The 20,268-nt window shown below is 65.1% G+C and carries 20 protein-coding genes and 1 tRNA gene; 14 read left to right on the forward strand and 7 right to left on the reverse strand.

Annotation, left to right across the window (positions count from 1 at the left end; all coding sequences use genetic code 11):
- Positions 1-65 precede the first annotated feature (65 nt).
- Genes WG901_RS10035 through WG901_RS10045 form a run of 3 tightly spaced genes read left to right on the forward strand, consistent with a single transcriptional unit; the run spans position 66 to position 2,175 of the window.
- Entirely contained in the window at positions 66-521 is a 456-nt protein-coding gene (locus WG901_RS10035; RefSeq protein WP_339586929.1) for a nuclear transport factor 2 family protein, read from the forward strand.
- A complete protein-coding gene (locus WG901_RS10040; RefSeq protein ID WP_339586930.1) occupies positions 518-1,468 on the forward strand; it encodes a DUF7065 domain-containing protein in 951 nt (316 codons plus the stop codon). Before WG901_RS10035 ends, WG901_RS10040 begins: the two co-directional genes overlap by 4 nt.
- Before the next feature lie 2 nt (positions 1,469-1,470).
- Positions 1,471-2,175, forward strand: coding sequence for a phosphotransferase-like protein (locus WG901_RS10045; RefSeq protein WP_339586931.1), 705 nt, complete (start codon positions 1,471-1,473; stop codon positions 2,173-2,175).
- Between the two features lie 113 nt (positions 2,176-2,288).
- On the opposite strand, the gene WG901_RS10050 is transcribed toward WG901_RS10045, so the two are convergent.
- Together WG901_RS10050 and WG901_RS10055 are read right to left on the reverse strand one after the other, a co-directional pair.
- Entirely contained in the window at positions 2,289-4,706 is a 2,418-nt protein-coding gene (locus WG901_RS10050) for a TonB-dependent receptor (protein WP_339586932.1), read from the reverse strand.
- A 282-nt stretch (positions 4,707-4,988) separates the two neighbouring features.
- On the reverse strand, positions 4,989-5,279 hold the full coding sequence (locus tag WG901_RS10055; protein WP_339586933.1) for a GNAT family N-acetyltransferase: 291 nt from the start codon (positions 5,277-5,279) through the stop codon (positions 4,989-4,991).
- Between the two features lie 53 nt (positions 5,280-5,332).
- On the opposite strand from WG901_RS10055, the gene WG901_RS10060 reads away from it, so the two are divergent.
- A complete protein-coding gene (locus WG901_RS10060; RefSeq protein WP_339586934.1) occupies positions 5,333-6,334 on the forward strand; it encodes a threonine aldolase family protein in 1,002 nt (333 codons plus the stop codon).
- On the opposite strand, the gene WG901_RS10065 is transcribed toward WG901_RS10060, so the two are convergent.
- On the reverse strand, positions 6,331-7,098 hold the full coding sequence (locus WG901_RS10065) for a Rossmann-fold NAD(P)-binding domain-containing protein (protein WP_339586935.1): 768 nt from the start codon (positions 7,096-7,098) through the stop codon (positions 6,331-6,333). The two genes, WG901_RS10060 and WG901_RS10065, sit on opposite strands and share 4 nt — an antisense overlap.
- A 58-nt stretch (positions 7,099-7,156) precedes the next feature.
- Between WG901_RS10065 and pepN the strand changes: the two genes are divergently transcribed.
- From pepN to WG901_RS10095, 6 genes are all read left to right on the forward strand, one after another.
- On the forward strand, positions 7,157-9,829 hold the full coding sequence (pepN, locus tag WG901_RS10070) for an aminopeptidase N (RefSeq protein WP_339586936.1): 2,673 nt from the start codon (positions 7,157-7,159) through the stop codon (positions 9,827-9,829).
- On the forward strand, positions 9,822-10,595 hold the full coding sequence (pgeF, locus tag WG901_RS10075; RefSeq protein WP_339586937.1) for a peptidoglycan editing factor PgeF: 774 nt from the start codon (positions 9,822-9,824) through the stop codon (positions 10,593-10,595). Before pepN ends, pgeF begins: the two co-directional genes overlap by 8 nt.
- A 203-nt stretch (positions 10,596-10,798) precedes the next feature.
- Entirely contained in the window at positions 10,799-11,365 is a 567-nt protein-coding gene (gene petA / locus WG901_RS10080; RefSeq protein WP_339586938.1) for a ubiquinol-cytochrome c reductase iron-sulfur subunit, read from the forward strand.
- A 42-nt stretch (positions 11,366-11,407) separates the two neighbouring features.
- The gene (locus WG901_RS10085; RefSeq protein WP_339586939.1) at positions 11,408-12,691 is read left to right on the forward strand and encodes a cytochrome b; all 1,284 of its coding nucleotides are present in this window, start codon (positions 11,408-11,410) and stop codon (positions 12,689-12,691) included.
- Positions 12,692-12,718: 27 nt separating this feature from the next.
- On the forward strand, positions 12,719-13,555 hold the full coding sequence (locus WG901_RS10090; RefSeq protein ID WP_339586940.1) for a cytochrome c1: 837 nt from the start codon (positions 12,719-12,721) through the stop codon (positions 13,553-13,555).
- A gap of 78 nt (positions 13,556-13,633) precedes the next feature.
- Positions 13,634-14,170, forward strand: a complete 537-nt coding sequence (locus WG901_RS10095; RefSeq protein WP_339586941.1) for an adenine phosphoribosyltransferase — start codon at positions 13,634-13,636, stop codon at positions 14,168-14,170.
- Between the two features lie 169 nt (positions 14,171-14,339).
- Here WG901_RS10095 and WG901_RS10100 read toward each other — a convergent pair whose 3' ends face one another.
- Together WG901_RS10100 and WG901_RS10105 are read right to left on the reverse strand one after the other, a co-directional pair.
- Entirely contained in the window at positions 14,340-15,656 is a 1,317-nt protein-coding gene (locus WG901_RS10100) for a malonyl-CoA decarboxylase (RefSeq protein WP_339586942.1), read from the reverse strand.
- A gap of 408 nt (positions 15,657-16,064) precedes the next feature.
- Complete coding sequence (locus tag WG901_RS10105; RefSeq protein ID WP_339586943.1) at positions 16,065-16,307, reverse strand: hypothetical protein; 243 nt, start codon at positions 16,305-16,307, stop codon at positions 16,065-16,067.
- Positions 16,308-16,603: 296 nt separating this feature from the next.
- Here WG901_RS10105 and WG901_RS10110 point away from each other — a divergent pair, with 296 nt between their 5' ends.
- Together WG901_RS10110 and WG901_RS10115 are read left to right on the forward strand one after the other, a co-directional pair.
- Positions 16,604-16,816, forward strand: coding sequence for a hypothetical protein (locus WG901_RS10110; protein ID WP_339586944.1), 213 nt, complete (start codon positions 16,604-16,606; stop codon positions 16,814-16,816).
- A gap of 51 nt (positions 16,817-16,867) precedes the next feature.
- On the forward strand, positions 16,868-17,380 hold the full coding sequence (locus tag WG901_RS10115) for a hypothetical protein (RefSeq protein WP_339586945.1): 513 nt from the start codon (positions 16,868-16,870) through the stop codon (positions 17,378-17,380).
- A 647-nt stretch (positions 17,381-18,027) separates the two neighbouring features.
- On the opposite strand, the gene WG901_RS10120 is transcribed toward WG901_RS10115, so the two are convergent.
- Positions 18,028-18,570, reverse strand: a complete 543-nt coding sequence (locus tag WG901_RS10120) for a hypothetical protein (RefSeq protein ID WP_339586946.1) — start codon at positions 18,568-18,570, stop codon at positions 18,028-18,030.
- 121 nt (positions 18,571-18,691) lie between these two features.
- A complete protein-coding gene (locus WG901_RS10125; RefSeq protein WP_339586947.1) occupies positions 18,692-19,309 on the reverse strand; it encodes a glycoside hydrolase family 108 protein in 618 nt (205 codons plus the stop codon).
- Between the two features lie 37 nt (positions 19,310-19,346).
- Between WG901_RS10125 and WG901_RS10130 the strand changes: the two genes are divergently transcribed.
- Together WG901_RS10130 and WG901_RS10135 are read left to right on the forward strand one after the other, a co-directional pair.
- A complete protein-coding gene (locus tag WG901_RS10130; protein ID WP_339586948.1) occupies positions 19,347-20,174 on the forward strand; it encodes a tyrosine-type recombinase/integrase in 828 nt (275 codons plus the stop codon).
- A gap of 4 nt (positions 20,175-20,178) precedes the next feature.
- Positions 20,179-20,252, forward strand: a tRNA-Gly gene (locus WG901_RS10135).
- Positions 20,253-20,268 lie beyond the last annotated feature (16 nt).

Here is a 20,268-nt window from a genome sequence, read left to right on the forward strand (position 1 = left end):
GATTGCCGCGCCGGTCATTGCCTTGATGCCGCGCTTCGCCTTCCCTCGCCGCCGAGGAGAGCGACATGGATAGGCTGGAGCGGCTGGAAGCGATCGAGGCGATCCGCAGTCTCAAGGCGCGCTATTTCCGGCTGATGGACACCAAGCAGTGGGACGAACTGCGCCTGGTGTTCACTCACGATCTCAAGGTCCTGACCCCCGAGGGAAAGGTCTACGCCGAGGGCGGCGACACCTATGCCAAGGCCCTGCGCCACTCGCTCGAGCATGCGGTCTCGGTCCACCAGGGGCTAGCCGGCGAAGTCGAGATTCATGCCGACGGAACCGTCAGCGCGATCTGGGCGATGCAGGACGTCATCTCCTGGGAGGACCGCCATCCGCGCACCGGCTGGAAATCGATCCTCGGCCGCGGGCACTACCACGAAACCTACCGCCGCGAGGACGGCGCCTGGCGCATCGCCACGCTGACCCTGACCCGCCTCTCGCTCGACATCACCTGGCCCGAAGGACACGAACCCGCATGACCGCCGACCTCAGCTTCGCCGACTATTTCGGCGAAGGCCGCGACGACAATCCCTACTGGAACGAGAGCGTCTGGTTCTCGTTCTCGATCCCCGAGCGGCGGATTCACGGGATGCTGCAGTACTACTTCCGCCCGAACATGGGCATGCTCAACGGCGGTCCCTGCATGTGGGACGCCTCGGGCACCTACCAGTGGAACGCGCTCTACTATAACTGGGCGCACCTCCAGGGCATGCCTGCGGGCGCGCAGAAGTTCGACATGCAGGCGCGCAATTCGCTCAAGGTCAAGATGCTCGAGCCGCTCAAGCGCTACAAGATCGACTATGACAAGGAAGGCTTCGAGATGGACCTCGTGTGGGAGGCGATCGGCCCCTGCCACGAGCTCAAGACCGGCGATCCCGGCCAGCAGTCGACCGCCAAGTTCCACATCGAGCAGCCCGGCCGGATGACGGGCACAGTGCGCCGCCACGGCGAAGATTTCGCGATCGACTGCTTCTCGATGCGCGACACGTCCTACGGCGCGCGCGAATACGAATCGCTGGCGACCGGCGGCTATTTCTGGGGCATCTCGGAAAACAGCTCGTTCCACGCGCTCTGCATGACCAGCGAAGGGCTCTACGGCCGCGAGGCGAAGTGCATCGGCGGCTACATCATGCAGGACGGCGAGATGGCCAGCCTCGTCTCGGGCCAGAGATCGGTGCTCGAATTCGGCGAATTCGGCCCGTCGAAGGTGGCCTTCACGGGCACCGACACGCTGGGCCGGTCGATGACCGCCACGGGTACGGTTGACCCCGGCCTGATCTTCACCGGCTATACCGATCACAGCGTGGTCTGGTCGCTGGCCGAATGGGACTGGAACGGGGTCAAGCACTGGGGCGACAACCAGGAATTCTCGCCCGCCGAGCCGTTCCGCCAGCTCGCGCGCGGCGAGATCAAGCTGGGAGAGTGATCATGGCCGACACCGCACCCAGCCCGGCTCCCGGACAGATCGTCGTCATCAACGGCACGTCGGGGTCGGGCAAGTCGACCACGGCCGAACTGCTGCAGAAGCGCTCGGACGACTACTGGCTGCTCTACGGCATCGATCACTTCCTCGCCGGCAGCCAGCCCGCGCAATACGGGCACCACGGTCCCAAGTCGCGCGAGGGTATCCACGCCGAACCGGCCGATCCGGCCAATCCCGATGGGCCGCTCAAATGGGTGCTCGGCCCCAAGGGTGTCCAGGCCTTCGCGACCTTGCACGAGTGGCTCGCCGCCGCGTCGCGCGTCGGCTGCAACATCGTGTTCGATCACCTGCTGATGACGCAGACGCCCGTGCTCGCCGACTGCGCCTGGCGGCTCGAGGGCCTGCCCGTGCTGCTCGTCACGCTCAAGCCGCCATTCGAAGTCCTCGAGAAGCGCGTGGCCGAGCGGCAGATGGACAAGAAGATTCCGGTTGACCTGCTCGGCGAGGACGCTGCGCGCAAGATCGTCGATCGGCTGACGCGGCTGCGGCCATGGTTCTACGAATCGGTCTATGCCAACGACGAGGCCGATCTGACCGTCGACACCAGCATCCACGGCCCCGAAGCGGTAGCCGCAATGATCGAGGCACGGCTGGCCGAAGGGCCGGGAACGGCCTTCGATCGCATCCGCGCCAAGTACCCGCGGCCCTGAGGATGCAGGCCTCGGCTTGAATTCTGGTCCGCAAAACGAAAACGCCGCCCCCGCGCCAGCGAGGACGGCGTTTTCGCATGGGATCCCGGGCGAACCCGGAATCCCCACGATCGTCAGAACGCGGTCGGACGCAAGGTCAGGCGCAGGAACACCTGGCGGCCCGGATCGGCGATACAGGCGAGTTCGTCGACGCCCGAGGCGTTGCGGCCCGGCGCACCGCTGAGCGGCGGCGCGAGCACCTGGCCGGTGGCACCGCTGAACTGGGTGCAATTGCCCGCAGTGTATTTGTTGGTCAGGTTGTTGCCGATCAGCGCCAGCTCCCACGAATCGTTCTCCGACGCGAGGCTGACATTGGCGTTGAGCTTGGCGAAGCTCGGCTGGAAGAAGTCGGCGCGGCGACCGAGATTCTTCAGGAACTTCGACGAATACTGGACATTGACGCCCAGCCCGAGCTGGAGGCCGCCGCCCACGGTGGCGTCGTAGTCGAGCCCGCCGTTGGCGGTCCAGTCCGCAGCCTTGGGCAGCGGCAGACCAGCGAGGTCCTGTGCCTGGAACCGGCCGGTGGTCGGGTTCAGCACGCGGTTGCAACCCTCGGCGATGGTCTGGCCGCCGGCGCAGGGTGCATTGGCAAACTCGGTGAAGCGCGCGTGGTTCCAGTTGACCGCGAGGCGGGCGCTGAGGCCCTCGAGCGACGGCGGACGGTAGGTCGCCTCGAAATCGACGCCGTAGACGGTCGACTTGCCCGCATTGATCGTGCGGATCACCGGCAGGCCGCCCTGCGCCACTTCGTTGGCGCCGACCTGGAGGTTGTCGTACTTGTAGTAATAGAACGCGCTTTCGATGCTCAGCGCGCGATCGGCCAGACGCGCCTTGATACCGACTTCGCCGCCCCGCACGCGCTCGTCGCCGAACGAGTTGTCGCCGCCCGGGGTCGCCGGCACGGTCATGATGAACGAGCCCGACTTGTAGCCCTGCTTGAGCGCCCCGAAGACGGTGAGATCGTCGGTCGGGGTATAGGTGATCGTCAGCTCGGGTGACCAGTTCTTGGCGCGCAGGGTCGGGTTGGCGATCGTGATCGGGGTCAACGCCGAGAAATAGCTCGTCGCGCTCGCGGCATCGTCATGACGCCGCTCGTCGGCGTAGCGGACGCCGCCGGCGATCTCGATCACGTCGACCGGCTTCCAGCGGAGCTGACCGAACAGCGACCAGGCCTCGATCTTCACGTCGTTGATGCCCGAGGTCAGCGTGCCCGGGAAGCCGTAGGCGGTGTTGCCACCGACCCAGATGCGGTTCGAGACGCGCGCGTTCTGGTAATAGCCGCCGAGCAGGAAGTTGAGCGGCGTCGAGAAATCCGATTCGAGGCGCAGTTCCTGGGTCCAGTCACGGCGCTTGAAGCGGTTGTCGGCGATCAGGGTCGGGCCGGCGAAGCCCGAATTGACCCCATTGAGCAGGCCATCGAAGCGCGTGTTGTAGTAGCCCGTGGTCGAGGTCAGGCTGATCTGCGGGGCGACGTTGTAGCCAATCTCGAGCGTGCCGAAGCTCGTCACGTACTGCTGGAACGGCGTGCCGCCGTTGCGCGCTTCGGGGAAGGCCGAAGGCAGGACGTCGACAATGTAGACGTTGCGATCGATCTTGCAGTCGTCGGCCGGGTTGATGAAGGGAATGCCCGCGGGGGCGCCGTTGCCGTCGGGGCACGAACCCATCGGCGCGCCGCCGCCGATGACGCGTTTCTTGGTGTTGTTGACCTTGAGCCGGACGTTGACGTCGGCATCGGGCTTCCACACCAAGGTGCCGCGCAGGATATATTCCTCGGTGGCATTGTAGCGGTTGCTGCTCGGCGTCTTGGCGCCGGTGCCCGGCGCGGCCGTCGCCTTGTTGAAGAAGTAGCCGTCGTCGTCCGAATACATGCCGGCGATGCGGATGCCGACGGTGTCGCTGAGCGGACCCGAATAGATCAGCTCGCCACGCTTCTCGCGCGCTTCGAAGCCATAGGTTGCGCGGGCGATCACCTCGAGCTCGTCGCCGGGATCGGCGGTGCGGATCGAGATCACGCCGCCGGGGCTGTTCTTGCCGAAGAACAGCGCCTGCGGGCCCTTGAGCACTTCGACCTGCTGCATGTCGAACATGCCGACGGCATAGCTCGCGCCCTGGGTCAGCTGGAGACCGTCGATATTGAGCGAGACCGACTGGTCGACGCCCGCATCGAGCGAGCTCGTGCCGACGCCGCGCAGCGAGATCTGCGCGCCGACCGACAAGACGTTGTTGCCGATCTGCAGGCCGGCGACCTGCTGGGTCAGACCGGTAATATTGGTGACCTGGCGATCGGCCAGGACTTCGGGAGTCAGCACCGTTTCGATGACCGGCACCTTGAGGATCGATTCCTGGCGCTTGCGCGCGGTGACGATGATGTCGCCATTGGCGACGTAGGCCGAAGAGGTCTTGGGTTCCTCGGTCTCCTGCGCGAAGGCGGGCGTGGCCCAGATTCCGATCGCCGGTGCCGCAACGGCCGCCAAGAGTGCTGCTTTTCTCATGTGTCCCCTCCCTATGGCCGACGGCTTCGCTCTGTCGCCGTGCGCCGGCTTGTCAGCCGGAAACTCCGCATCTTTGCGGCAGCGCGATCGCCCGACTTCCCATCGGCATGATGCCGGGCAAGCGGGTGCATAGATGATTGGATCGCCAAGTCTCGCGATTTGCGACCGCGTCCCGGGCCTTTGCTGGATGAGTCAATTTTCCCCCGTCGGCCCCTACCGACGCAGTCAGAAACTGACCATTTGCTCAGCAGATCGCCCCACAAAACGAAGGGGCAGAAATCCTCAGGCGTGCACGTCCGCCCATTCGGGGTGACGCTTGAAGGCGACCGCGACGTAGCTGCACAGCGGATTGATCTTGAAGCCTTCGGTCCTGGCGTCTTCGATCATTCGCTCGACCAGTTTCGCGGCAATGCCGCGGTTGCCGATCTCGGGCGGAACCAGCGTGTGGTCGGCCACCTTGACGCCCTTGGCGTCGACCCATGTCAGCCGGCCCACCGTCTCCGTGCCGGGCACGTGCGCGCGGTATTCGCCGCCGGTGGCGTGATCGTGCCGGGTGATGGTGAGACCTTCCATGGACTGACTCCTGACGCTTGACGGAACCGCTCCCCGCCGCAAGGCATATGGTCATGCAGTTCATGTCCGACAATGCCGCCGCGGTCCATCCGCAGGTCTGGGCCGCGCTCCTCGCCGCCGATGCGCCCGACGCACCCTATGACGGCGACGCGCTCTCGGCCCGGCTCGACGCGGCTTTCGCCGAAGTTTTCGGCCGGCCCTGCTGGGTGCTGTGGGTGGCCAGCGGCACGGCCGCCAACTGCCTGGCCCTCTCAACCATGGTGCCGCCGCAGGCCGCCGCCGTCTGCCACAGGCTCGCGCATATCGAGCGCGACGAGGGCGGCGCACCGGGCTTTTTCACCCACGGCGCCAAACTGCTGCTCGCCGAAGGGGACGGCGCCAAGCTGACGCCCGCGGGGATCGCCGCGGTCATCGATCCGATCAAGCGCGGCGTCCACTGGGTGCAGCCGGCGGCGGTGTCGATCACCCAGGCGACCGAACTCGGCCGCGTCTATACCCCCGCCGAGGTCACCGAAATCGGCCTGATGGCGCAAGGCCGGCGGCTCTGGCTGCACATGGACGGCGCGCGCTTCGCCAATGCCGTGGCCTTCCTCGGCTGCGAGCCCGCGGCGGTGAGCTGCAACGCCGGAGTCCACGCGCTGAGCTTTGGCTGCATCAAGAACGGCGGCATGAGCGCCGAGGCGATCGTCTTCTTCGACGAGGGCCTGGCCGAGATCGCCGGCTATCGCCGCAAGCGCGCCGGACACCTGCAGTCGAAGGGTCGCTTCCTCGCCGCGCAGATCCTGGCGATGCTCGAGGGCAAGCTGTGGCTCGAGAATGCCATGGCGGCGAACGAGGCGGCGGCGATCGTCTCGCACGGTGCCGCCGACCGCCTGCTCGAACCCGTCGAGGGCAACCAACTGTTCCTGCGCATGAGCACGCAGGAGCGTGCAAAGCTGCGCGAGCAGGGCTTTGCCTTCTACGACCAGGGCGCTGACGGTGCGCGCTTCGTCACCGCGTGGGACAGTCAGCGCGAGCATTGCCAGGCGCTGGCCGAAGCGATCGCCGCGCTCTAGACGAGCGACCGCAGCCCTTCGCGATAGGTCGGATAAAGCGGCCGCCAGCCGAGCTCGCGCTTGGCCTTGCCGTTCGCGACGCGGCGGTTCTCGGCATAAAAACCGCGCGCGGCGGGCGAGAGGCCGGCTTCGTCGAGCGACAGCAGCGGCGGCGGCGCGAGGCCGAGCAGGCGGCTAGCCTCCTCGATCACCGTATTCTGGCTGCAGGGCAAGTCGTCGCCAAGATTGTAGGCCCCCGCCGGAGCTTCCAGCGCGGCGATCACCCCGCTTGCGATGTCTTCGACGTGGACGCGGCTGAACACTTGGCCGGGCAGATCCACGCGATGCGCCTTGCCCGCCCGCACGCGGTCGAGCGCAGATCGCGCGGGCCCGTAGATTCCCGGCAGGCGGAACACGCGCGCGCCGCGTTCGAGCCATTCCGCATCGGCCTCGGCGCGGGCAGAGCGACGGCCGCCGCCGATCGGCGCGGTCTCGTCGACCCAGGCGCCACCGGTATCGCCGTAAACGCCCGTCGAGGACAAGTAGCCGAGCCAGCCGTGCCCAAGCGCATCGCCATAGCGCGTCAGCACCGGATCGATGCCCTCGGCCGGCGGCACCGACGACAGGACATGGCTCGCCGCCGCCAGGCCTTCGCGCACGCGCGCCTCGTCGTCGAAGCGCAGGTTGCCGCCGCCGGTCCCCTCGACCATCCAGCCCTGCGCGCGCAGCTTCTGGGCGATCACCCCGGCCGAATAGCCGAGACCGAAAATAAACAGGCGTTTCATGACGACGATTGATAGCGCAGCCGCTGGCAATCGGAAGCACGCGCGCTAGATAGTTTGCATGGATATCGCCAGCAGACCGTCGACCCCGATCGAGAACCCCGAGACGGCGGACGCCGCCGTGCCGCCGCAGGCCCCCGCGGTGATCCGGCGCGAGGAATACCAGCCGCCCGAGTGGCTGGTGCCCGAGATCGCGCTCGATTTCGCGCTCGACCTCGATTCGACCAAGGTCACGGCCACGCTCGTGGTCCGGCAGAATCCCGAGGGCTCGGGCGGCCAGACCCTGCGGCTCAATGGTGATGGTCTTGCCGCGCGCACGGTGACGGTCGACGGCCAGGCCGCGAACGACTGGCGAATGGACGGGCAGGACCTGCTGATCGAACTGACCGGGCAGAACCACACGGTCGAGATCGAAACCGTGATCAACCCGGCCGGCAACAGCCAGCTCATGGGGCTCTATGCCTCGAACGGCATGCTCTGCACCCAGTGCGAGGCCGAAGGCTTCCGTCGCATCACCTTCTTCCCCGACCGCCCGGACGTGCTCAGCACCTATTCGGTGCGGATGGCCGGCGACAAGGCGCGCTTCCCCGTTCTGCTGTCGAACGGCAACTGCACGGCCCAGGGCGAGAATGCCGACGGTACCCATTGGGCCGAGTGGCACGATCCCTGGCCCAAGCCCTGCTATCTCTTCGCGCTCGTCGCGGGCGAGCTGATCGCCAACCACGACAGCTTCACCACGGCTGGCGGCCGCAAGGTCGATCTCAACATCTGGGTCCGCCCGGGCGACGAGGATCGCACACAGCACGCAATGGATTCGCTGATCGCCTCGATGAAGTGGGACGAGGAGGCTTTCGGCCGCGAATACGACCTCGATCTGTTCAACGTCGTCGCCGTTTCCGACTTCAACATGGGGGCGATGGAGAACAAGGGGCTCAACGTCTTCAACACGCGCTACGTGCTCGCCGACCCCCAGACCGCGACCGATGCCGACTACGACGCGGTCGAGGGCGTGATCGGCCACGAATACTTCCACAACTGGTCGGGCAACCGCATCACCTGCCGCGACTGGTTCCAACTAAGCCTCAAGGAAGGTTTTACGGTCCTGCGCGACCAGATGTTCAGCGCCGACATGGGCTCTGCGGCGGTCAAGCGCATCGAGGACGTACGCGTGCTGCGATCGGCGCAGTTCCCCGAGGATTCGGGGCCGCTCGCACACCCGATCCGGCCCGATTCCTACCAGGAGATCTCGAACTTCTACACCTCGACCGTCTACAACAAGGGTGCCGAGGTGATCCGCATGATGCGCTCGATGGCCGGGGTCGAGGCCTTCCGCAAAGGCACCGATCTCTATTTCGCGCGTCACGACGGCGAGGCGGCGACCTGCGAGGACTTCGTCGTGGCGATCGAGGATGGTGCCGGGCTCGATCTCAGGCAATTCCGCCAATGGTACAGCCAGGCGGGGACGCCGCAGGTCAAGGTGCGGCTGGATCACGAGGGTGATGTCGCCACCTTGCACCTGTCACAGGTCGTGCCGGCAACGCCGGGCCAGCCGGTCAAGCAGCCGATGCCGATCCCTCTGCGCCTCGCGCTGTTCGACCGCGACACCGGCCAGCACCGCGGCGAGGAGCTGATCGTGCTCGACGCGGAGCAGGCGAGCTTTGCCTTCTCGGGCTTCACGCGCATCCCCGTGCTCTCGATCAACCGCGGCTTCACCGCGCCCGTGGCGATCACCAGCGACGTGCCGACCGCCGACCTCGTGTTCCTCGCGGCCAACGACGACGACCCTTTCGCGCGCTACGAGGCGATGCAGAGCCTGATCGTCCAGCACCTCGTCGCCGCGGTCGGCGGTGGCATTCTCTGCGACGCCGAACGCCAGGCCGGCCGGGACGCGATCGGTCGCGCCCTGGCGGCAGTGATCGACGACTCCGCGCTCGACGATCTGATGCGCGGCGAACTGATGATCCTGCCCTCCGAGGCCTATCTCTCCGAACAGCTCAAGGTTGCCGATCCCGGCGCGATTCACGCCGAGCGCGAAGGGCTCAAGGCCTGGCTCGGCCGCGAATTGAAGGACCGGCTGACCGCGCTGCACGATCGCGTCTCCGCCCTCCCCTATGGCCGCGGTGCCGATGCGCGCGGCGCGCGCAAGCTCAAAACGCAGGCCCTGGTCTATCTTGCCGCCGGCGCCCCCGAGGAAGCCGCAAGCCGCGCGGCGGCACAGTACGCCGCCGCCGACAACATGACCGACCGCCAGGGCGCGCTGATGGTGCTCTGCGGGCTCGACACGCCGGCTCGCGACGACGCGCTCGCCGACTTCCGCCAGCGCTACGACGGCAATGCCCTGGTAATCGACAAGTGGTTCTCGCTCCAGGCGGGCTCGCTGCACCCCAAGGTGCTCGAACACGTCCGCGCCCTGGCCGACAGTCCCGACTTCACCTTGACCAACCCCAACCGCGTGCGCGCGCTCTACATGTCCTGCGCGGTCAATCCCAAGGCGTTCCACGCGCTGAATCAGGAAGGGGAGAACGGCGAAGGCTATCGCACGATCGCCGACCTGATCCTCGCGCTCGACCCGATCAACGCGCAGACCGCCGCGCGTTTCGTCGCCCCGCTCGGCCGCTGGCGGCGCATCGAGCCCAAGCGCTCGGCCCTGATGCGCGCCGAGCTCGAGCGCGTGGCCAAGGCGCCCAAGCTCTCGCGCGACACGCTCGAGCAGGTGACCAAGAGCCTTGGCTGAACCCATCGAAGTCAACCGCGCCGACGTCCTCGCCGGAACACCCCATGGGTTCCTCGGGCGGCGCGGCGGTGTCTCGACGGGGCTGGTCGCGGGGCTCAACATGGGCCTCGGCTCGGGCGACGATGACCAGGCCGTGGCGGAGAACCGCGCGCGCGGCGCCGAGGCAGTGTTGCCCGGCGCGCCGATCGTTTCCTGCTATCAGATCCATTCGCCCGCCTGCGTGACCGTCACCGCGCCCTGGAGCGACGCCGAGCGCCCGCAGGCCGACGCTCTGGCAACGAACCGCCCGGGCCTCCTGCTGGGAATCGTCACGGCCGACTGCACGCCGGTGCTCTTCGCCGATCGCGAGGCCGGCGTGATCGGCGCGGCCCATGCCGGCTGGAAGGGCGCGATCGGCGGGGTTACCGACAATACGGTCGCGGCCATGCTGACGCTCGGTGCGCGACGCGAGGCGATCGTCGCTGCGATCGGCCCGACGATCACCCAGGCCAGCTACGAAATCGACGAAGGCTTTCGCACGCGTTTTCTCGATGCCGATTCGGCAAATGCACGGTTCTTCGCCGCGGGAAAGCCCGACCATTGGCAGTTCGATCTGCCTGCCTATGTCGCCGCGCGCTTGGCCGCCGCGGGGATCGCCCAAGTCGAGGACTTGGCGCTCGATACCTATGCTCAGGCCGACCGGTTCTATTCGTTCCGCCGCGCGACACATCGCAGCGAGCCTGCCTATGGACGGCAGATGGCCTTGATCGGCCTGTCCGAAGGCTAGGTTAACCCCGCCGCCGGGCGCGGTTAAATCGCCAAAAAGGCTGTTGGCACGGTGGATTTTCGCGTCTATCAGCGCGCCAAGCCGGGGTCCGGCATGGGTAAAACCGTGCAGAATCCGGCGTCAGGGGGCTACTTCGCGTAGCACTGGGCGAATAGGTCCGCACCTCTTTCTGGTTGCGGGCATCAAGCAAGGCAAGGTCAACCATGGCACATGATGCGGGCACTGACACTCCGGAACTTATTGCCGGAGATGGGGTGCGGCGGCGCGATTTCATCAACATTGCTGCAGTCAGCGCGGCTGGCGTGGGCGGAGCGCTCACGCTGATCCCGCTGATCAGCCAGATGGCTCCTTCGGCAGACGTTCTGGCCGAAAGCTCGGTCGAGGTCGATCTTTCGCAGATCAAGCCGGGTCAGGCGATCAAGGGCATCTTCCGCAAGCAGCCGGTGTTCCTGCGCAATCTGACGCCGCACGAAGTGGCCGAGGCCGACAAGGTCTCCGTCTCGTCGCTGCGCGATCCGCAGTCGCTGGCCGAGCGCACCAAGCCCGGCAAGGAAAACTGGCTGATCACCATGGGTGTCTGCACCCACCTCGGTTGCGTGCCGCTCGGCGCCGGCGAGGGTGAGGTGAAGGGCGAGTTCGGCGGCTATTTCTGCCCCTGTCACGGTTCGCACTACGACACCGCCGCACGTATCCGTAAGGGCCCCGCGCCCAAGAACCTCGAGGTTCCGGCATACGAATTCACTTCCGACACCGTCGTCAAGATCGGTTGAGGCCCCAGGTCGGCCAGACCACAGACACGCTGAGGACAAACCATGAGCTTTCCCTGGGCCAAGACGTACAACCCGCAGCATCCGTTCACCAAGTGGATGGACGAACGCCTGCCGGTGCCCCGCCTCGTCTATAATGCCGTCGGTTCGGGCTATCCCGTTCCGCGCAACCTGAACTACTGGTGGAACTTCGGTTTCATGGCGCTGACCTGCCTCGCGCTGCAGATCGTCACGGGCATCATCCTGGCGATGCACTATGCGGCCAATGCCGGCGTCGCCTTCGATTCGGTCGAGCACATCATGCGCGACGTCAACTGGGGCTGGATGCTGCGCTATGCGCACGCCAACGGCGCCTCGGCGTTCTTCATCGTGATCTACATCCACATCTTCCGCGGCTTCTACTACGGTTCGTACAAGGCCCCGCGCGAGATGGTCTGGCTGCTCGGCGTCGTGATCTTCCTGCTTATGATGGCCACGGCCTTCATGGGCTACGTGCTTCCCTGGGGCCAGATGAGCTTCTGGGGTGCCAAGGTCATCACCGGTCTGTTCGGCGCGATCCCGCTCGTGGGTGAGCCGATCCAGCAGTGGCTGCTCGGCGGTTTCGCCCCCGACAACGCCGCGCTGAACCGCTTCTTCTCGCTGCACTACCTGCTGCCCTTCGTGATCGTCGGCGTGGTCGTGCTGCACATCTGGGCGCTGCACATCCCGGGTTCGTCGAACCCGACCGGCGTCGAAGTGAAGAGCGAGAGCGACACCGTGCCGTTCTATCCCTTCTTCATCGCGAAGGATGGCTGGACGCTCGGCGCGTTCCTGTTCCTCTACACCGCGCTGGTGTTCTTCGCGCCGAACATGCTCGGCCACCCGGACAACTACATCCCGGCGAACCCGATGAGCACCCCGGCGCACATCGTGCCCGAATGGTACTTCTGGCCGTTCTACGCGATCCTGCGCGCCTTCACCTTCGACTTCTTCATCGTGCCGGCCAAGCTGATGGGCGTGCTCGCGATGTTCGGTGCGATCCTGGTCTGGTTCTTCCTGCCCTGGCTCGACAAGTCGCCGGTGCGCTCGGGCAACTACCGCCCGCTCTATCGGAAGTTCTTCTGGTTCGGCTTGATCCCGGCAATGGCCGCGCTGTTCTACCTCGGTGGTGCGGCGGCTGCAGAGCCCTACGTGATGCTGAGCCAGATCGCGGCGTTCTACTACTTCGCGCACTTCCTCATCATCGTGCCGATCGTCTCTTCGATCGAACGGCCCGAACCGCTGCCCTTCTCGATCACCGAGGCCGTTCTCGGCCACGACGAGAAGCCCGCCTCGGCTCCGGCCGCCTGACCCTCAGAGAGACGGAAAGACAGACACATGATCCGCATCCTCTCCATCCTCGTCGGGCTGTTCTTCACGGTCGCGCTGGCGTGGTCGTTCGGTAACGGCGCCTACCAGGCGATCACCGAGCCCGCGGCACCGACCGCGGAGCACGAGTTCCACAAGCACCCGAAGGAGCTCGAGCTCGCCAGCAACGGCGCTTTCGGCAAGTTCGACAAGGCCCAGCTGCAGCGCGGCTTCCAGGTCTACAAGGAAGTCTGCTCGGCCTGCCACTCGCTGCGCCTCGTCGCCTTCCGCGACCTGAAGCAGCTCGGCTACAACGACGACGAAGTGAAGGCGATCGCCGCCGGCTTCCAGGTCCCCGGCCTCGATCCCGCGACCGGCGAAGCCAACACCCGTCCGGGTCTGGCGACCGACTACTTCCCCAAGCCCTTCGCTAACGACATCGCCGCGCGCGCCGCGAACAACAATGCGGTTCCACCCGACCTGTCGCTGATGACCAAGGCCCGCCACGACGGCGCCGCCTACGTCTACTCGCTGCTGACCGGTTATCAGAACCAGCCGGCCGAGCTGCTCAAGAAGTTCCCCGATTCGAAGACCGGCCCGGGGCTCCACTACAACCCCTACTTCGCCAACCTGAACCTCGCGATGGCACCGCCGCTGACCGCAGAAGGCCAGGTGACCTTCGGTGACGGCACCAAGTCGACGGTTTCGCAGATGGCCAAGGACGTTTCGGCATTCCTCGTCTGGACCGCCGAGCCCAAGCTCGAGAAGCGTCATCAGACGGGCTGGCCGGTGCTGCTGTTCCTGCTGTTCGCCACGGTCCTGGGCAACCTCGCCTACCGCAACGTGTGGCGTAACGAGAAGCACTGAGGTCCAGGCCCCAGAGGCTGAACGAAATGCCCCCTGCATCCACGCGATGCGGGGGGTTTTTCTTTTGAGGATGCCGCGATGACCGTCGATGAGCTCAAGGCGCTGGTGCGTTCGATTCCCGACTTCCCGATCCAGGGCATCCTGTTCCGCGACGTGACCACGCTGATCGGCCATGGCGACGGATTCGCCGCAACGGTCGCCCTGCTCGCCGAGCGGGCACAGGCGATGGGCGCTCAGGCGCTGGCGGGGATAGAGGCGCGCGGCTTCATCTTCGGCGCGGCCGCCGCAGCGCGGATCGGCCTGCCCTTCGTGCCCGTGCGCAAGCCGGGCAAGCTGCCCGTCCCCGTGCTCGCGCTCGACTATGCGCTCGAATATGGGACGGGCACGCTCGAGATCGATCCCGATGCCGTGCACACGGGCCAGCGCGTGGTGGTGATCGACGACCTGTTGGCAACGGGCGGCACCGCGCTCGCCGCAACGCAGCTACTGCGCAAGGCCGGTGCCCTGGTCGAGGACACGCTGTTCGTCATCGACCTGCCCGACCTGGGCGGCGGCGAACGTCTGCGCGCGGCCGGCCTCAGGGTCACGGCGCTGATGGATTTCCCGGGACATTGATCACCCCTTCTCCCGCTGGCGGGAGAAGGATGGCACAGCTTGCTCTGTCAAGAGCTGGCGAAGCTTAGATGAGGGTGGTGTAGCGCCAGGCCAGCCACCCTCACCGCTGCGACTAGGCAGAAAGCTGCCAAGCCTCGCTTCTCTCCCGCCAGCGGGAGAGGGTTGGTCTTCAAGCCGCCTTTTCGACCTTCTTGGCGTCCTTGACGTCCTTCGGCTGGCCTTCCTCGACCAGCACGTGAACCGTCTTCGAGGCCGCCACCGTGCCGAGTTCCATCAGCGCGAAGTGGTTGGCCTCGATCTCGGCGAGGTCGTAGACGTAGTTGACCATGACGCCATGCGACTGGCGCAGGCCGTTGGCGGAAAGGTCCGCATTGGCATGGATCGCCTCGAGCCGAGCGCCGTTGCCGAGGTGGAAGCGCGCGACCGAATCGGCCGGGCCGCCCCGCTTCGAGCGCGCCGTGGTGAGGTAGCGTGCGGCCTCGCGGCGCAGCTCCTTGGCCGCCGGCACCTTGGCATCCTTGCCACGCTCCGCGGCCAGCCACTTGGCGAAGCCTGGTACCGGTGAGAGCGTCGCGGTGCACTTGAGCTGGGGCAGCTCTTCCTTGAGCAGACCGACGACGCGCTTGATCAGATAGTTGCCGAAAGGAATGCCGCGCAGGCCGTCCTGGCAGTTCGAGATCGAATAGAAGATCGCGTGGCTGGCCTTGTGCGGGTCGACCGTCTTGCGCTTCTCCGCGGTGATCTGGGCGATGCCGCTGGGCAGTTCGTCGGTCAGCGCGACTTCGACGAAGATCAGCGGATCGTCGTGCATCTGCGGGTGGAAGAAGCCGTAGCAGCGGCGATCGACCGGCTCGACGCGGCGGCGCAGTTCGTCCCAGCCGGCGATCTCGTGGACCGCCTCGTACTTGATGATGCGTTCGAGCAGGGCTGCGGGCGAATCCCAGGCGATGCGGCGCAGTTCGAGGAAGCCCGCGTTGAACCAGGCGGTGAAGGCGTCCTCGAGCTCCTTGTCGAGGGCCTTCAGGCCCGGAGTCTGGTCAGGCGCGTTGAGCAGGTCCGAACGCATCGCGATCAGCCGCTGCGTGCCCTGCGGCGCGAGGTTGAGCATGCCGATGAGCTTCTGGCTCGGCGATTCGCTGGCGTCGTTGATCGCCTTGGCCGAAGCCTCGTCGCGCTTGTCCTGCCAACGCGCGATCGCCTTGTCGATCGCCACGGCGTCGCGCGGGTGGAGGTCGTGGATCTGTGCGAGGAAGGCCTGGCGCGCCTTGAGGTCGCTGGCTTCGTAGAGATCGAAGAAGGCCGATGCGAGCGCCGGTCCGGAAGCCTTGCCGCGCAGCGAGAGCAGCGCGCCAGCCAGGTCGAGCAGTCCTTCGCTGCTGGCCGGACGCGGCGCGATGCCGATCCGCGAGAGCAGCTTGCCGAGCCGCGAATTCATCACGAGCTCGAGCGGGTTGCGCCGTACAGGGCGCGACCGGGGCATATCCATCGCCAAATCCTTCTTCCCCGTCAGGACGGACGACGAGCGCCGGTCCTGACGATTCGTCTTAACCACAGTCCGTTTAGAATGAATGACCTGACAATGCCGTGACAAGTGCCCGTGGACGCGGTGAAGCGATTCAACGCTGCGGCGTGGCGGATGTTGCAGGCATGCGACGGTTGCCTTGCGAAGGATCGACGCCACTGGGCTCAAACGATTGACCGCCTCAACGATTGACCGGGCAGCCGCGCTCGGGCATTGGAAGCGCCGCACGAGCGGGTATAGCATAGTGGTAATGCTCTAGCCTTCCAAGCCCACGGGAAAGCCCGGAAATCTGCCGTTCCGCATGGAAAACGGCCCGATTTCGCCCCCAAACATATCAATAGGTTATGCCCGGGGCGGAAAACGCTTTTGGCTCTACCGTCCCCGCTTCATAGCACGCCAATCGAAGTCCCGACCGCCGAAGCTCGAGCACTTCATGCGGGCCAGGACGTCGCCGATCGTGATCTTCTCCATACCCTCGTGATAGCCGCCGGGGTTGCCGATGCGGCCGGCGAGAACCGACGTCATCAGCGTGTTGATCTTATTGCAGCCAAGGCATTGGGCCCAGAGGTTGCAGTTCAACCGGTGGAGGTCGGCAAGGGTGTCGGACACTGTCACGGTGTTCGCCTTAAGGGCATCCTTGATATCTCGCAAAGTTCATCGCCAAGGGGGTGTAAACCCGCCGTTCCCCTCCTATATGCATGCTGTCGCGTTTGCCGGACGTCATTCGGTAATGTCGGTGAAAATCGCGATCGGGGATCGATGGGCAATCGATCGATGCGATTGCATCTTCCGCTCCAATTTATATCGTGTTATCCGCACAGCCAGACAGGGGCAAAGATACACGTTAACGCGACCGAAACCTTCCAGGGTTCAATGCGTTGCGTCGATGTGTATATGATTCGGTGAGAAATATGACGGAAATCCAGCTCAAGCAGTGGGAAGCGGAGGCTTCTGAGGCTGCCCGTGATCTTTGCGGGCGCCTGGCCGACATGTCCACTGATGGCCTACACCTCGATTTGATCGATGCTGAAGCCGCAAACGGTAGCAATTCTCTTGATAATGCGTTCCTTGAGCGCTTGGAGAATGGCGACCATTTGACGGACGACTTTCTAGCTGCCATTTGAACCGTTCGGCGTCCTTCAGACTGAAGGACGCGCAACGGGGGTGGTTTAGCTGTGTCTCGCGCAATCGAGATTGTTCTCAAAGATTCTTTTATTAAGCTGGTCGGAGTTTATCTCCGCTCGTTTCCTCGTGCCTATTTTAAAGCCGGGGGCGAGCCAGCCGACTACGGAAAGAACTTTGCAGTCTACAAATCTGTAATCGAGTCTTACCGCGACGATGTTTTCCGAGCGGCTGCAAGTGGCATCAACAAGTATCTGAACTTCTTCCTGATACGTGCAGACGCGAGTGTAGACGAGTTCAAGATTATATACTTCCTCGGCCGAGCGATCGAACGACGGCTGTCTGAACGCGGGCTTGCACCCATGGCCAAAGCGCATTCCTACGCCATGGTCGGGCTGCTCGATTTCCGCCTCCAAACCCTGGACATTAAGAAACCTCGCCTCACTAAGGCGATGATCCTCGTCGCAGATGCGGCTGCGTGGGAGGAACAGTTGGGCCAGAATGGTTGCTACTTGATCTATAAGACAGTCGCTACGACGCCAGAATGTGTCGAAAAAGCTGCCTAGCGGATCAAGCCCCCGCAACGAGGATTAGAAAAGGCGCCCTGACCGAAGCGGGGCGCCTTTTCCCTAGTTTGCAATCAGAACGGGAAGGAGCCCTGCGCGGGCGGAACGCCCGGGTGCCGGAGGCCGTTCACGACCTCCGAAACCCGGCCCTGGTTCACGCCCACGAGCGCCGCGACCTGGTGCTGATAGAGGCCCTGCTCGTGCACCAAAAACCTGATGTGAGCCGCCAATTTCGGGCAGATCGGAGGGGAAGGAGTCCGTTTCATTCGCTGGTCCTTTCGACCGAAAGCGATGAAACCGGGTTGACTTCGGTACCCCGGAATGCAAGATTCCGGGCGTTGATAATACCTGATCAATGCCGCGGTTCCATCGCGGTTTAGACCCGGAGCGCCTGCAAGCGTTTCCGGGTCTTTTCTGTATGAACTGACTCGATTGCCTCCACAAGAGGCTTAATCGCTTATTAGGCGTTTACAGCCACCTTTCCCCCGCTGCGACTATCGGAGTGCCGTTAGGGCGTTTAAACGCTCCAAGGGCCCTCTGAGGGCAAAATGACCCCGGTTTGTCCCACAAGTGTGACACGACCCACTCGCTAGCGGATGACGGCTGATGACAGCGGATGAATGTTCGAGATGCGTTCGCCCATCGTTCTAAGGTGGAACATTGGCGCTAAGCGCGACCTCGGGCATCGGCTCGGCAAGGCCATCCCGGATCAGTGACTGCCCCCATTCGTAATTCCGCCAGCGGTCGAGGGCGATTTCGACGAACAGGTCATATTCGGGCCGAGTAAGAACGACGGCATCTGCGGGCACGCCGTTATCGAGCGGGGGAGCCTCACCTTGGGCGGCGGCAGCGGGTCGGCGGGGTGCATGGCAAGCGACTTCGGCCCGCATGCGCCGAGCGTAATCAGCAGCACGAGCGCGAGCATCGGACAAATCAAGGCGGTCAGCCTCGCCGGCAATTTCGGCATAGCGGTTCTCCGTTTGGATCTTCACCGCGAGCGCCTTTGCTTCCGCGGCCTTCTGGGTGGCGATCGTCGCCGCCTTCTGATTGTTGTGGGCGGTTTCCCAGCTCCCAGCGTCGCGCCAGCCGGCGCGTCCCCAGAGCACGGCCAGGATCAGCAGCACCAACAGCACCGCGTAGTGCAGCCAGCGCGACTTGAGGACGGCGAGCGCCTTGTCGGGCGGCACCATCAGCTGATCGCCCAGCGTAAGACGGCGAAGATGATCGCCACGATGCCGCCCATGACGGTGATGTCGCGGGCAACCTCATAGGCAACGCGTAGGGCGTGCTTCATCGGCTCGTTCCTTTCCATCAGGCGGCCTTGCCGCATTTGGCCCGGTCGACGTTGCCGACGCGGTGCGCGAGCCAGCCCTTGAGAAAGACCCGCTGCGAAGGGTTGCGCGCGACGATCGCGCGGAAGAACGCGGCTTGCTTGGCGTCCATGGTGTCGAGGACCAGCCGGCAGGCGGTGACGCGGCCGACGCGCACCTGGCAGGTTTCGTAAGCCGAGACGGTGCGCGCGCCGACCTTGCCGTCGACCTGCAGATCGGCGCCGCACGCTTCGTTCAGCGTTGCCTGCAGCCAGCCGGACCCACGCGGGGGACCGTGGAGCACGGCGCTGTCGACCAGCTCGTCGAGCACGGCCGGCTCGATGGCGGCAAACGGCATATACCCGGGCCGCTCAATATAGAGCGTCGTATAAATCCGATCGGCGCAGATGGGCGTGACGGCGTCGCAGTGCTTCGGGAACACGCGCATGTCGCCGCGATAGCCGAAGTCCCGCGCGACCACCTCGGTAACGCCCCAACGGGTCGCGCCGCCGCGGTCGGCCTTGTGATTCACGTAATCGCCCTCACGGGCATAGAGCCCGGCCAGGACGGAAGCGATCAGGCCAGCCGCGCCGGCCAGGCGAAGGCCGAGCTTAGGCATCGCGCTTTGCCTCGCTCCGCGCCTCGCGGATCCGCGCATGGTCTCCAAGCTGGTTAAGTGGCGCGACGACGCGGCCGAAGCAAATGGCCCGCGCGCGGCCGATGAGCAGATCAAGGTCGTGCAGCAGATGTGCGCCTGGGGGCTGCTGCGCGGCCTGCTGCTCTGCAACCCAGCCGCGCCGGTCCCGCGCATCTACAAGGGCGGCAACCGCGAAGAGATCATCTGGACGCCTGAGGACTGCGCGGCTTGGGATGCGACCCCGAAGATCCCGCGGTATATGGTCGACGTGCGCCGCCTGGTCGAATTCACCGGCCTGCGTCGCGCCGACCTTATCGCCCTCACTTGGGACGAGATCAGCGATACCCACATTGCGCGCACCGCGAGCAAGAAGAGCCGGGGCAAGCGCCGCCGCACGGTCATGCCGATTGTGCCGGGCCTGAAAGCGCTGCTGGAAGAGCTGAAGACGCGGCCGAGAACGCCGGGCGTCGAGACCGTGCTGGTCAACGCCCACGGCAACCCGATCGCCGGCCCTTCCCTCACTACCAATTTCATCAAGTGGCGCGCCGAGGCCAAGAACAAGCAGGGGATCTGGCACCGCGGCACCTATGACGACGAGCCCGACCGGGCGAAGACGCTCCACGATTTGCGCGGCACCTTCGCGACCAAGCTCATGACATTGCCGGGCGGAAGCCTGACCGACGATCAGATAGCGACCATCATGGGATGGAGCGTCAAACAGGTCGCCGCGATCAGGAAGGTATATGTTGACGAGGCGGCCATCGTGGTGGCAATCGGACGTCGGATCGCGGACGCTTTGGAAAACGAAGTGGAAAACGATACCGGATCGACGACGCTAAGTGGTTGATTTCGCGGGTATAGCATAGTGGTAATGCTCTAGCCTTCCAAGCTAGCTAGAGGGGTTCGATTCCCCTTACCCGCTCCAGCCTTTCAGCCCATCG

The organism is Novosphingobium anseongense, from assembly GCF_037482895.1.
In the GTDB taxonomy this organism is placed as follows: Bacteria; Pseudomonadota; Alphaproteobacteria; order Sphingomonadales; family Sphingomonadaceae; genus Novosphingobium; species Novosphingobium anseongense.